At 63.7% G+C, this 12802-nt stretch carries 14 protein-coding genes; 4 read left to right on the forward strand and 10 right to left on the reverse strand.

Going from position 1 to position 12802, the window contains the following annotated elements; all coding sequences use genetic code 11:
- Window positions 1-177: 177 nt before the first annotated feature.
- Entirely contained in the window at window positions 178-1791 is a 1614-nt protein-coding gene (locus tag HV753_RS30465) for an ABC transporter substrate-binding protein (RefSeq protein ID WP_175178302.1), read from the forward strand.
- Between the two features lie 42 nt (window positions 1792-1833).
- Here HV753_RS30465 and HV753_RS30470 read toward each other — a convergent pair whose 3' ends face one another.
- Complete coding sequence (locus HV753_RS30470; protein WP_175178303.1) at window positions 1834-2733, reverse strand: SMP-30/gluconolactonase/LRE family protein; 900 nt, start codon at window positions 2731-2733, stop codon at window positions 1834-1836.
- A gap of 281 nt (window positions 2734-3014) precedes the next feature.
- Between HV753_RS30470 and HV753_RS30475 the strand changes: the two genes are divergently transcribed.
- Both HV753_RS30475 and HV753_RS30480 read left to right on the forward strand, forming a co-directional pair.
- Entirely contained in the window at window positions 3015-4313 is a 1299-nt protein-coding gene (locus tag HV753_RS30475; protein ID WP_246288428.1) for a dicarboxylate/amino acid:cation symporter, read from the forward strand.
- A 136-nt stretch (window positions 4314-4449) separates the two neighbouring features.
- Window positions 4450-4827: a hypothetical protein gene (locus HV753_RS30480; RefSeq protein ID WP_175178305.1), complete on the forward strand. Its 378-nt coding sequence runs from the start codon at window positions 4450-4452 to the stop codon at window positions 4825-4827.
- A 36-nt stretch (window positions 4828-4863) separates the two neighbouring features.
- Here the strand turns inward: HV753_RS30480 and HV753_RS30485 are convergent, their stop codons facing one another.
- The 9 genes from HV753_RS30485 to phnG all read right to left on the reverse strand — a co-directional run bounded on the left by HV753_RS30485 (window position 4864) and on the right by phnG (window position 11799).
- Window positions 4864-5298 carry a hypothetical protein gene (locus HV753_RS30485; RefSeq protein ID WP_175178306.1) on the reverse strand — a complete coding sequence of 145 codons (435 nt, stop codon included), beginning with the start codon at window positions 5296-5298 and terminating at the stop codon, window positions 4864-4866.
- Between the two features lie 155 nt (window positions 5299-5453).
- Complete coding sequence (locus HV753_RS30490; RefSeq protein ID WP_175178307.1) at window positions 5454-5996, reverse strand: MOSC domain-containing protein; 543 nt, start codon at window positions 5994-5996, stop codon at window positions 5454-5456.
- Between the two features lie 21 nt (window positions 5997-6017).
- A complete protein-coding gene (locus HV753_RS30495; protein ID WP_175178308.1) occupies window positions 6018-7217 on the reverse strand; it encodes an alpha-D-ribose 1-methylphosphonate 5-triphosphate diphosphatase in 1200 nt (399 codons plus the stop codon).
- Between the two features lie 2 nt (window positions 7218-7219).
- Window positions 7220-7939 carry a phosphonate C-P lyase system protein PhnL gene (phnL, locus tag HV753_RS30500; RefSeq protein WP_175178309.1) on the reverse strand — a complete coding sequence of 240 codons (720 nt, stop codon included), beginning with the start codon at window positions 7937-7939 and terminating at the stop codon, window positions 7220-7222.
- A gap of 2 nt (window positions 7940-7941) precedes the next feature.
- Complete coding sequence (gene phnK / locus HV753_RS30505) at window positions 7942-8718, reverse strand: phosphonate C-P lyase system protein PhnK (protein WP_175178310.1); 777 nt, start codon at window positions 8716-8718, stop codon at window positions 7942-7944.
- Window positions 8715-9596, reverse strand: coding sequence for an alpha-D-ribose 1-methylphosphonate 5-phosphate C-P-lyase PhnJ (locus HV753_RS30510; RefSeq protein WP_175178311.1), 882 nt, complete (start codon window positions 9594-9596; stop codon window positions 8715-8717). Before HV753_RS30510 ends, phnK begins: the two co-directional genes overlap by 4 nt.
- Entirely contained in the window at window positions 9593-10708 is a 1116-nt protein-coding gene (locus HV753_RS30515; protein WP_175178312.1) for a carbon-phosphorus lyase complex subunit, read from the reverse strand. Before HV753_RS30515 ends, HV753_RS30510 begins: the two co-directional genes overlap by 4 nt.
- 1 nt (window position 10709) lies before the next feature.
- On the reverse strand, window positions 10710-11327 hold the full coding sequence (gene phnH / locus HV753_RS30520; RefSeq protein WP_175178313.1) for a phosphonate C-P lyase system protein PhnH: 618 nt from the start codon (window positions 11325-11327) through the stop codon (window positions 10710-10712).
- A gap of 1 nt (window position 11328) precedes the next feature.
- Window positions 11329-11799, reverse strand: coding sequence for a phosphonate C-P lyase system protein PhnG (gene phnG, locus HV753_RS30525; RefSeq protein ID WP_175178314.1), 471 nt, complete (start codon window positions 11797-11799; stop codon window positions 11329-11331).
- A gap of 184 nt (window positions 11800-11983) precedes the next feature.
- Between phnG and phnF the strand changes: the two genes are divergently transcribed.
- Window positions 11984-12706, forward strand: coding sequence for a phosphonate metabolism transcriptional regulator PhnF (gene phnF / locus HV753_RS30530; RefSeq protein ID WP_175178315.1), 723 nt, complete (start codon window positions 11984-11986; stop codon window positions 12704-12706).
- Window positions 12707-12802: the final 96 nt, after the last annotated feature.

Raw genomic sequence — 12802 nt, forward strand, 5'->3', positions numbered from 1 at the left:
ACGGCGCGGCCGGCATCAAGCTGCTCCCGGGAAATCCCTAGCGCCAGCCGCCTTGCACGGCTGGGCGCGCTGCTGCACCATATCCATCTTGGATTCTTTAGTATCAATATTTGATACCAAAGATTTAATGTTGTTGTGGCCATGTTCACATCGGCCGCCAACCCAAGGAGGTTTGCCTTGAAGTGCAATATCGTCCGCCGCGCTCTGACGCGAGGCCTGCTGGCCGCTGCTGCCCTATCCGCGGTGCCCGCCGCTTTCGCGGCTGCGGCCACGGCCGAGGCGCAGCCGCAATACGGCGGCGTGCTGACCGCCATCCTGAACCCCGAGCCTCCCAATCTGAACGTCGCGATGCAGCAAGTCGGCACCACGCAAATGGTGGCGGGCAAGATTTTTGAAAGTCTGCTGACCTATTCATTCGATCTGAAGCCGCAGCCCAGCCTGGCCAAGTCCTGGAACGTGTCCGAAGACCAGCTGACCTACACCTTCCATTTGCAGCCAAACGCGCAATGGCATGACGGCAAGCCGTTCACCTCGGCGGACGTGCTGTTTTCATACAAGCAGATCCTGGCGAACACGCCGCGCACGCGCGCGCTGATGCACTACATCCAGGACATCACCGCACCCGACGAGCACACCGTGGTGTTCAAGCTGAAAGAACGCTATTCGGCCTTTCTGTATGCGTTTGATATCGGCGGCGGCGTGATCCTGCCCAAGCACCTCTATGACGTCGACACCCCGCTTGCGCAGAATCCGCACAACAATGCGCCGGTCGGCACCGGCCCGTTCAAGTTCAAACGCTGGGAACGCGGCTCGTACATCGAGCTGGTCAAGAACGAGCACTACTGGAAGGAAGGCCGGCCTTATCTGGACGGCATCACCTACCGCGTGATTCCCGACGCGGCCTCGCGCCGGTTGGCGCTAGAGCAACGCACGGTGCAACAAGCCTGGTTGCAAGACATCGAACCCTTCGACATGCCGCGGGTAGCCAAGCTGGCGCATATCAACGTCACGCAGAAAGGCTATGAATACTGGTCCACCCTGCACTGGATCGAAATGAACGAAGCGCGCAAGCCCATGGACGACAAGCGCTTCCGGCAGGCGGTGATGTACGCCATCGACCGGGAGTTCATCGCCAAGCGCATCATGTTCGGCATGGGCTCGGTCTCAACGGGTCCGTTTCATCGCAACACGCGCTTCCATGACCCCAACGTCAAGCAGTACCCCTATGACCCGAAGAAGGCCATCGCCTTGCTCGATGAAATGGGCCTGAAACCCGACGCCAAGGGCGTGCGCGTCAAATTGGGGCTGATTCCCAATCCCTATGGCGAAATGCAGCGCCGCATCGCCGAATACACCAAGCAAAGCTTGGGCAAGGTCGGCATTGCCATCGATATCGAAAGCACTGACGTCGGCGGCTGGACCACCCGCATGGGCAACTGGGACTTCGACATGGCCTACAACGGCGTGTTCCAGTACGGCGACCCCGCCATCGGCGTATCCCGCACCTATGTCAGCAGCAACATCAAGAAGGGGCTGGCGTTCACGAACACCTCGCAATACCGAAACCCCAAGGTGGACGAACTCTTTGACCAGGCAGCCACCGCTCCGACCGACGAAGAACGCCAGCGGCTCTACACGGAAGTGCAGAAGATCCTGGTGGAAGACGTGCCGCTGGCCTGGATTGACGACACCAACTATTCCACATTCCTGGACACGCGCGTCCACGGCGCGATCACCACGGGATTGGGGGCTGTGGATACCTATGCCGACGCCTGGCTGACGCCGAAGTAAGGAGTAGGCGCCGGCCGGAAGGCTGGCGCCCATTTACCCCTATCAGGGCCTGCCCGCGTGCGGCACATCCACCCGGGTCATCAGGATCCGGCCTTCGGGCTTGGCGCGGCGGTTGGCCTCAATGAAGTCCGGCGCAGCGGCCATGAACAGCGTGCAACCGTCCGGCCCGCCCAGCGCCGCCGCGAAGATGCCCAGTTCGCCGGTATCGATCTGCTCCAGGATCTTGCCCCCCCGTTCCACCCGCACGATCCGCTTGCCGATGGCGTCCGCCACCCACAGCGCGCCCTCCGCGTCCAGCGCGCCTCCGTCCGGGCCAATGGCCGAGGCGGCGATCAGCACCGATAGGTCGTCGCTGTCCGGCAACGCGCCGAAGTCCGCCCAGTCGCGCCGGGGGCCCAGGGTGCCATTGGCCTGGATGTCGAATTCCGAGATCCGGTTGCCGAAGGTCTCGTTGACGATCAGCATCTTGCCGTCCGGCGTGATGAACGAGCCGTTGGGGAAACACAGCCCATCAGCGACCACCTGCGCCACGCCGTCCGTGTCCACGCGCACCAGGGTCGTCGTCGCGACAGGAGCGCCAGCCATCAGGTCAAAGCCAAAATTGCCCACATAGGCGCGGCCCTTCGCATCCACCACCATATCGTTGATGGGGCCGCCCGTCAGCGCGGACAGGTCCGCGTGCACCGCCAGCGTGCCGTCTGGCTCGCGGCGCAGCACCTTGCGGTCTTTCATGGACGAGATCAACAGGCGGCCATCCGGCAGCCAGCCCAGGCCGGAGGGTTGCTGCGGCACGCGACAGATCTGCTCCACCTTGCCGTGCAAGTCCACGGCGATCACCTGTTCCGTATAGAAGTCCGACGCCCACAAGCGGTCTTCGTGCCACCGCAGCCCTTCCAGGTAGGTGTACCCGGAAGCCAGCACGGACAATTCGCGTTTCGGCATTGCCTTGTCTCCTGATTATCAGCCCGGTCGGGGCCGGTTCTTTTCATGCGCCAACGCGGCCGCCGCAGGCGGTCGCGCTGGCCCATTCTGGCATGCATGATCCGTCCCCGATGTGACAACTAACTGTCAGGTTGACGGCGTTAACATCGCGCCCCAAGGGAAAACCCGACCCTCTCGGACCCTCTGGCATATCCGTCATCCGACCCGCCTTGCCCCGCCCTATGCCGGCGGGCCAGCCTCTCCCGGGGCCCAGCGGCTGGTCCTTCGTTTCCGTTTTGATCATGAATACAAAGAAGCTGACGCGCTACATCGGCATCGCCATGGTGCTGGGCGTCGTGGTGGGCTATATCTGCAACACATTCGCGCAAGACGCGAAAGAGGCGGCGCAGATCGCGTCCTACTTCAGCCTGATCACGGACATCTTCCTGCGCATGATCAAAATGATCATCGCCCCGCTGGTGTTCGCAACACTGGTGTCTGGCTTGGCCAGCATGAGCGACGCCAACGCCGTGGGCCGCATCGGCCTGCGCGCCATGATCTGGTTCATCGCCGCGTCCGCCATTTCCCTGTTGCTGGGCCTGATGCTGGTCAATTTGTTCCAACCCGGCGCGCACATGAACCTGGCGATACCGGATAGCGGCATCACGTCGGGCCTGAAGACGGGTGACTTCACGCTCAAGGCCTTCATCGCGCACGTGTTCCCCAAGAGCATCGCGGAAGCCATGGCAAACAACGAGATCCTTCAGATCCTGGTGTTTTCGCTGTTCTTCGGCGCCGCGCTGTCCTTTATCCGCAGCAAGGGCCACAACACGATTTACAACATGATCGACGAGCTGGCCAAGATCATGTTCCGCGTGACCGACTACGTGATGCGCTTTGCGCCGCTGGGCGTGTTCGCCGCGATGGCCGCCGCCATCACCACCGAGGGGTTGGGCGTGCTGGTCAGCTACGGCAAGCTGATTGGCGAGTTCTACCTGGGCCTGGCGCTGCTGTGGGCCATTCTGTTCGGCGTCGGCTACCTGTTCCTGGGCAAATCCACCCGCCGCCTGGGTGGCTTGATCAAGGAACCCACGCTGCTGGCCTTCTCCACCGCCAGCAGTGAATCGGCCTACCCGAAGACCATCGAAGCGCTGGAGCGTTTCGGCGTATCCAAGCGCATTTCGGGTTTCGTGCTGCCGTTGGGCTATTCGTTCAACCTGGATGGCTCGATGATGTACCAATCCTTCGCGGTGCTGTTCATCGCGCAGGCCTACAACATCCAGATGAGCTTCTCGCAACAGCTCACCTTGCTGCTGGTGCTGATGGTGACCAGTAAAGGCATGGCCGGCGTGGCGCGCGCATCGCTCGTCGTCGTGGCCGCCACGCTGCCGATGTTCCACTTGCCCGAAGCTGGCCTGCTGCTGATCATGGGCATTGACCAGTTCTTCGACATGGGCCGCACGGCGACCAATGTGGTGGGCAACAGCCTGGCCACCGCCGTGATCGCCAAGCTGGAAGGCGACGAGGGCGACCCGCCCGAGGCCGCGCCGGCCAGCGAGGCAAGCTCCGCCCCGGCACTCGCCGCCAGGCAGGACGCATAAAAAAAACGGGCCAATGGCCCGTTTTTTTCTTAACACCTGTCAGCTTGACCTGCCGGCACCAGCGGGAGCAACATAGGACTCCCTTGCCTGACAAACGGATGCGGGGCGCCTTGGCGCCACGCGCTTCATGCATGCCATGACATCCCTTTCCTTGCGCGGCATTCTGGCAGCCGCCGCCATGATGGCCGCCGCGCCTGCCGCACATGCCTGGACCCGCATTTCATGCGACCTGAGCGGCACGGCCGCTACCCCCGCAGTGCAAATGCGCCAGTACCGCACCGACGGCACCGAACTGTCGCAGACGACGTTCCGGCTGACGGTCAAATCGGCCGACATTCCCGAAGGTGCGCGCGCCGATACCGACTGCACGGAATTCGTGAACCGCGACATCGACGTCACGCTTGATAACACCGCGCCCGGCCAGATTCGCAAAGGCAAGCCCATCAAACTGCACTACCGCTACGATGAATCGCTGGGCCAGAGCCTGGCAACGAAATTCGAGCTGGTCCGCTAGGACCTGCTCGGGGCACATATCAGATGACGTTCAGGCTTAGTCGTTGACCGAGCAGGACACTGGTGCGCCGTCTTCAAATTCAACGTCGTAGGTGTGAACCGGATCCCAGGGCAGCGTGAACCAAAGTTCATAGCCGTCACCATCTTCGTCGAACAGCCACAGCGCGCGCAGCACGGCCTTTTCGGCCATGGCTTCAACCGTTTCTTCCTTCAGCAACTGGTCATCTTCGATGCCCAGTTTCTTGCAGTGCTCGTAGGAATAGTTATCCAGCAGGAACTCGCTTGCTGCCAGGATGTGGTCGTCCAGATTGTCAATGATGGTCTTGACCACCTTGGACGCACCGCTGTCGGGCTCTTCGCCATCCGTCTGGATCATGACGTGGATGGGCGCACGGCCATTGCCGGCAGGCACGTTTTCGGCCGCCCACAGATCGGGTTCTTCGGGGTCTTGGGTGAAATTGAATCGTGCCATCGCGCGCTCCGGAAAATTGGATGACGAACCGTGAAAAATACGGCCTCGCCTTGGCAAACCGCAAAAGCGCGGCTCCGCCTTAGGCCGTTACGCCTTTTCGCCATTTAACCAGATGCGCGGCACCCCGTCTGTGACTCCAGGCGATGTTTTTGCGCCTATACACGTTCCAGCGACAAATGCGGCAAGGGTGGCAGTTCCGTCCGGATGGCGTCACCCGCGCTGACCGGCCCACCCTCGACCACGATTCCCATGACCCCGGCGCGGCGCAACAGGCTTCCGTCGGGGTGGCGGCCCAGCACGGCGGCCGTCAACCCTTTCTGATAGTTGTCCAATTGGGCGCAAGGATTGCGCAGCCCGGTGATCTCGACCACCGCATCGGCCCCCAGGCGCAGGCGCGCACCGCGCGGCAGGGCCAGCAGATCGATGCCCCGGGTGGTGATGTTTTCGCCCATGGTGCCTTCGGCCACGTTGAACCCGGCCAATTGAAGCTCGTCGTGCAGTTCGCCCTGAATCAAGTGGACCTGACGCAAATTGGGCTGCGTCGGATCGGCCTTGACCCGGGACCGATGCTTGACGGTGACCCCTTGATGGGCGTCGCCCTCTACGCCCAGGCCCTTCAACAACACAATCGTGGGCACGACAGGCTTGCTGAACGTGTGTGCGGCGCTCATCGCCACGGCAATCACCATCGGATTCATCGGGAAACTCCGGAAAGACCGTCAGGCCGCCACGCGCTGCGCTTCGTGCGTCGCCGCCGCCGGCGTGCGCGCCGGCAAATAATGGGTCGAGAACACCAGTCTGCCCGCCGACCAGGTATGGCTGATCAGCGGCAAGCCGCCCACCTGCGCCACCGCCACCAAATCCGCCCGCTGTCCCACCGCGATGCGGCCCCGGTCGGCCAATCCGCAGGCGTCGGCCGGGTTGGCCGTGACCAACGCGATCGCTTGCGGCCACGTCAAATCGGTCTGCGCCGCCACCGCGAAGGCGGCGGCGATCAAGGTGGACGGCTGATAGTCGGAACACAGGCAACTGGCCACGCCTGCGCGGATGGCGTCAATCGCCCGCATCGAACCGCTTTGGCTCTGGCCGCGAAGCACGTTCGGTGCGCCCAGGATCGTCGGCAGGCCGCAAGACACCGCCGCGCGCGCCGTGTCCAGAGTGATCGGGAATTCACTCATCGCCACGCCCAGGTTGCGCATGGTGGCGATGCGCTGGATGGAATCGTCATCGTGGCTGGCAGTGGGAATCCCCAGCGACTGTGCGTGCGACAGCAGCGTCTCTACCCGCGTCACCGCGCCGTCCTTGGCGCGTGTCTTCGCCTTGGCCGCCTCTTCCGCCTGTTCGCGGCTCATCGAATGATTGCCCATCATGTATTGCAGATAGGACTCCAGCGTCTTGAACTGCCCCTGGCCGGGCGAATGATCCATAACCGACAGCAGGTCCACCGCGCCCTCGTCCATCAAGGCGCGCAACACGTCCACGGACGTTTCGTCGGTGACTTCGTAGCGGCAATGAACACGGTTGTCCACCAGGCTGTGCTGGCGGAAAGCGCGCACCGTGCGCACCACTTCCGCCGCGGTTTGGTTGTTGCGCACGCCCCATTCATTGTTGGCAAACGACAGCGCGTGATAAGGCGTGGTGATGCCTGCCGCGGCGTTGCGGCGGTCAACCTGCGCCACCGCGAAGTCCAGCGGGAACAGCACGCGCGAACGAGGCTCGGCTTCCTTTTCAATGGCATCGCAATGCAGGTCGATCAGGCCCGGCATCAGCGTCTGGCCTTGCAGGTCGATCTCTCGGTCTGCCCGCGCGCCGTTGGGCTCGATCGCGACGATGCGGCCGTCATCGATCAGCACGGCGCTGTTCTCCAGAACGCGGTCTGGCATCACCACACGGGCATGGGTCAGGTAAGTGCTTTGCATGATTACTCCAGGTCCGCCGTGGCGGGCTGAGCGGGGCGCAGGGCCAGGGTCTGCGTGGCGACGGCGTCGCGCACCTCTGCATCGTGGAAGATGCCCAACAGGCACCGGCCAGCGACCAGGGCTTCGTGGATCAGTTCAATCACCACGCGGCGATTGTCGGCATCCAGCGACGCCGTGGGTTCATCCAGCAACAGAATGGGATGGCGCGCAATAAAGCCACGCGCGATATTCACCCGCTGCTGCTCACCGCCCGAAAACGTGGCCGGTGCCAGACCCCACAGGCGGGAAGGCACGTTCAGGCGCTGCAATAGCGCGCCCGCCTGCTCCCGGGCGCTTGCCACGTCCACGCCCGCCATGCGCAGCGGCTCTGCCACCACATCCAGCGCCGACACGCGCGGGATCACCCGCAGGAACTGGCTGACATAGCCGATGACGTCGCGGCGCAGCGCCAGGATGCGCTGCTCCGGGGCGCCCACCAGTTCTTCCCACTGGCCATGGGCCCGCACGCGGATGCTGCCCTCCGTGGCCAGGTAGTTGCCGTACAAGCAGCGCAGCAAGGTGCTCTTGCCGGTGCCCGACGGGCCCGCCAGCACCAGGCAGTCGCCGGCGGCCGCGTCGAAATCCACGGCGTCCAGCACAGGCAGCCGGATGCCGCCCTGGTTGTGCAGGGTGAACATCTTTCCGAGGCCCCGCACCTCAATCATGGGAGTGGTTTCACGCATGCTCAGCTCTGCAAAATGGAAGACACCAGCAACTGGGTGTAGGGGTGTTGGGGATCATCAAGAATCTGGTCGGTCAGCCCGCTTTCCACCACGACGCCGCCGCGCATCACCAGCGTGCGATGCGCCAGCAGACGCGCAACCGCCAGATCGTGCGTCACCACGATGGCGGCCAGGCCCAGGTCCGTCACCAGTTGGCGCAACAGGTCCAGCAGGCGTGCCTGCACCGAGACGTCCAACGATGCGGTGGGTTCGTCCATGAACACCAGGCGCGGATGCGTCACCAGGTTGCGTGCAATCTGCAAGCGCTGCTGCATGCCGCCGGAAAACGACACCGGCGTGTCGTCCAGCCGGCCCGCGTCGATCTCCATTTTTTGCAGCCAGTTGCCCGCCACTTCGCGCAGATCGCCATAGTGCCGGTCCCCCACGGCCATCAACCGTTCCGCGATGTTGGCGCCCGCGCTGACCTGCATGCGCAGGCCGTCACGCGCGTTTTGGCGCACGAAGCCCCAATCGGTACGCGACAGCAGCCGCAGCCGCGCGCCTTGCAGTGCGGCCAGGTCGATGAAGCCCTGGTCCCGTGTGTCGTACCAGACGCTGCCGGCATCCGGCTGGGTCTGGTATGACACGGCGGACAGCAGCGTGCTCTTGCCCGAGCCGGATTCGCCGACCACGCACAGCACCTCGCCGGGATACAGGTCGAAACTGACGTCGCGGCAGCCATGCACGCCGTCCCAGGTGCGCGTCATGTTGCGCACGGAAAGCAAGGGTTGGACATTCATGCGGCGGCCTCGTTGTCGTGTTGCTGCGTCTGGCGTTGATGGCAGTATTCGGTGTCCGAGCAGACAAAACGGCGCGTGCCCGCGTCGTCCAGAATGATCTCGTCCAGAAAGCTGTCGTGCGATCCGCACACGTCGCAGCATTCGGTCCACTTCTCCACCGTGAAGGGATGGTCTTCGAAATCCAGGCTCTTGACCCGGGTGTAGGGCGGCACCGCGTACACGCGCTTTTCGCGGCCCGCGCCGAACAGCATCAGCGCGGGGCTTCCATCCAGCTTGGGGTTGTCGAACTTGGGGATCGGCGACGGCCGCATCATGTAGCGGTCGTTCACGATCACGGGATAGTCGTAGGTGGTGGCGATATGGCCATGCTGCGCGATGTCTTCATACAGCTTGACATGCATGCCGCCGTATTCGGCCAGCGCGTGCATCGTGCGGGTCTCGGTCTCGCTCGGTTCGAGCCAGCGCAGCGGTTCCGGGATCGGCACCTGAAACACCATCACCTGCCCTTCAGACAGCGGTGTTTCAGGGATGCGGTGGCGCGTCTGGACGATGGTGGCGGCGGGCGTGGATTCGGTCGTTGCCACTCCCGTGACCCGCCCGAAGAATCGGCGGATGTTGATGGCGTTGGTGGTGTCGTCCGACCCCTGATCGATGACCTTCAGCACATCGTCCTGCCCGATGATGGACGCGGTGACCTGGATGCCGCCCGTGCCCCAGCCATAGGGCAGCGGCATCTCGCGGCTGCCGAACGGCACTTGGTAGCCGGGGATGGCCACGGCCTTGAGCAGCGCGCGGCGCAGCATGCGCTTGGTGGACTCGTCCAGATATGCGAAGTTGTAGTGATCGTCGCGTTCTACGGTTGCGTGTGGTGCGCTCATGAGGAAACCGCCTCGTCCATCAAATCGTTGGTTGCCGCTTCGGGCGCGCGGCGTTCAGCGCGCATGCGGCGCAGCAATTCCAGGTTGGCCTGGAAGTCCACGTAATGCGGCAACTTCAAATGCTGCACAAAGCCGGAAGCCTCGACGTTGTCGCTGTGATAGAGCACGAACTCATGGTCGTTGGCGGGCGAATCCGCGCGTTCCCCCAAGTCCTTCGCCTTCAGTGCGCGATCCACCAGCGCCATCGACATGGCCTTGCGTTCGCCGTAGCCGAACGTCAGGCCGTAGCCGCGGGTGAACTTCGGCCCTTCCTCCGCGTTGCCCGCGAATTGGCTGACCATCTGGCATTCGGTGATCTCGATTTCGCCAATGGTCACGGCAAAACCCAGCTCTTCGATATGCATGTCGACCTCTAGCGTGCCGTAGCGGATCTCGGCGGCAAAGGGATGGGTATTGCCGTAGCCACGCTGCGTCGAATAGCCCATGGACAGCAGGAAGCCTTCATCCGCGCGCGCCAGGTTTTGCAGGCGGGCAGCGCGCGAGGCCGGAAAATCCATGGGCTGGCGCGTCAGGTCGAACGGTTCCGGATCCCCCTCGGGCACCGGTTCAGGGTCAATCAGATCGTCATGCGCCAGCAGGTCCGTCACACGCGGCATATTGCTGTCCAGCGCCTCGCCGCCCGGGGGCAGCGCATCGGCCTCACGCTGGGCCTCCAGCGAAAAATCCAGCAAGCGCTGTGTGTAGTCATAGGTCGGGCCCAGGATCTGGCCGCCGGGCACGTCCTTGAAGGTGGACGAGATCCGGCGTTGCAGGCGCATCGCGCCCGTGTCGATCGGCTGCGTGTAGCCATAGCGCGACAGCGTCGTGCGGTAGGCGCGCAGCAGGAACACCGCCTCGATCACATCACCCGCCGCCTGCTTGAGCGCCAGTGACGCCAGCTGCGGGTCGTAGAGCGACCCTTCGGACATCACGCGCGACACGGCCAGCGGCATCTGTTCGCGGATCTGGTCCAGGCTCAGCTCGGGAACCTCGCGATCACCGCGACGGTAGCCGTCCAGCATGCGGTAGGAATTCAGGATGGCGCGTTCGCCCCCTTTCACGGCGACATACATGTCAGTTCTCCACGCGCGTCGTGCGCGGCAATCCACAAATCCGCCGTTCCTGCGTCAGGAACACGTCCACGCCCAGCGGAAACCGTTGATGATTCAGCCGCCATTCGCGCCAGAAGCCATCCGGCAAGCCTGCGACGGACAGCGTCTGCCGCGTCTGGATGCCCGGGCCGGTCAGGTTGACCGTGTCACCCGCCGACAACGAGGCGACGTCGATCAGCAAGGTGGTGGACAGGTCGGGATAGGCGGGGTCGCCCAGGTGGCAGGCGGACAGCGCGGGAACCTCGAAGCCGGCCGGCACGGCGGCAAAGCGCGCCAGCGCGGGGGACGGCACGATGGGGCAGGCGCAATGAAAGCGCAGAAAGGCCAACACGTCGGCGCTCACGTCCCGTGGCAGCCACAACGGAGTGTCCACGTCCACCAGCGTCAGCAGCATCGCGGTCATCGCGGGCGACAGGCCAGCCGGCACACCCGTGGCGGCCACGATCTGATGGACTCGTCCAGGGTGCGCCATCGCCTGCAAGGCCATGCGGAACGTCGTTTGCGCATCGTTGACCGGATCGGTAAACCCCGGCAGCAGGCCACGGCTGGCAGCCGGGGCAGTCAATGTATGTCGTTGCATGTCAGTCCTCGCCCCGCACCATCGTGAAGAATTCCACCTTGGTCTGCGCCGCGACCTGCGCCTGGCGTTCGACCCGTTCTGCATGCAGGCGCGTCAGCGGCTGGATCAGATGCGCCTGCACGGTGTCGTGCCAGTCCGGCAATTGCAGCAGCGCGTCGGCCACTGCGGCCTGTTCGGCGTGCCGCAATGACCGCCCCTGCACATAGGCCACGCCAACCACTCCTTCGCCCAGCGTGACAGCACAACGTGTCACCGTCATTTCCCCCAGGTTGAAGCGCGCGCCGGTGCCGCCGCTACGCGCCCGCACCATGGCCATGCCCGTCTGGGCCGGACGCAGCATCTGATGCGTGGGCAAGTTGCCCAGCGCGCTGAATGCGCCTTCGAGCGCGGCCGGACTGGCCAGGGAAAGCACGCGCATCCAAGCGGCACGCTGGGCGTTGGCCGCGTCCTGTCCTGCTTGTGAGTGATTCATTATTTCCTCTAAACGTCTAGACGACCGGATGGAGTATGATCGCTCCGAATGAGGAGTTCAACAGCCTGGCGTGAATTTTTGATGACAGCCGCAGCATCTGTGCACCGCCTATCCGGCGGCCGCCGCATGGTGCACAATCACAGCCATTCTTGATGAAGCTGATGTGACAGCACGAGCGCACCCTATGGTTGAACGAGGTTCCGGCATCGCCGTCTGGCGACAAATCGGCGAGTCCCTGGCGGACGACATCCGCAACAAGCTCTATATGGCGGGCGAGCAACTGCCGTCCGAACCGGAACTGGCTGCCAAGTTCTCGGTCAACCGGCACACCATCCGGCGAGCCATGGGCGAACTGGAGCAAAGCGGCCTGGTCCGGATCGAACAGGGGCGCGGCACGTTTGTGCAGGAACACGCCATCGATTACGCCATCGGCAAGCGCACGCGGTTTTCCGAGAACCTGCGCAGCCAGGGCATGCTGGGCCATCTGGAAGCCCTGGGCAGCCAGACCTTGCGCGCGGCCGACATCGCCAAGCACCTGGGGCTGGCCCGCGCGGCGCCCCTGTTGCGCGTGCAAATGGTGGGCAAAGCCGAAAACCGCCCCATCAGCGCTTCTGAACATTTCTTCGACGAAAAGCGATTCCCCGATTTCGCTGACCGGCTGACGGCCTTGCGCTCGGTATCCAAGGTCTATGCGCACTACGGCATCGGCGACTACACGCGCAAGTGGTCACGCATCACCGCCGCCTTGCCCACGCCCGAAATCGCCCGCCTGCTGGGCCAGCCCAAGACACGGCCGATTCTTCAGGTGGAAGCCCTGAACGTGGACGACAAAGGCGCCCCGCTGCAATACAGCATCACCCGTTTCGTGGGTGATCTGGTGCAGCTGATGGTCGCGGACGAAGGGTAGGCAGCCAGGCCATCGCCGCCGGGACCCTCCCGGCGGCGATGAATGAGACAGAGCACGAAACCCACAACACACATCTAGACATCTGGTTGTCACGCA

Origin of the sequence: Achromobacter pestifer, from assembly GCF_902859625.1 — a bacterium.
GTDB lineage: Bacteria > Pseudomonadota > Gammaproteobacteria > Burkholderiales > Burkholderiaceae_B > Achromobacter > Achromobacter pestifer.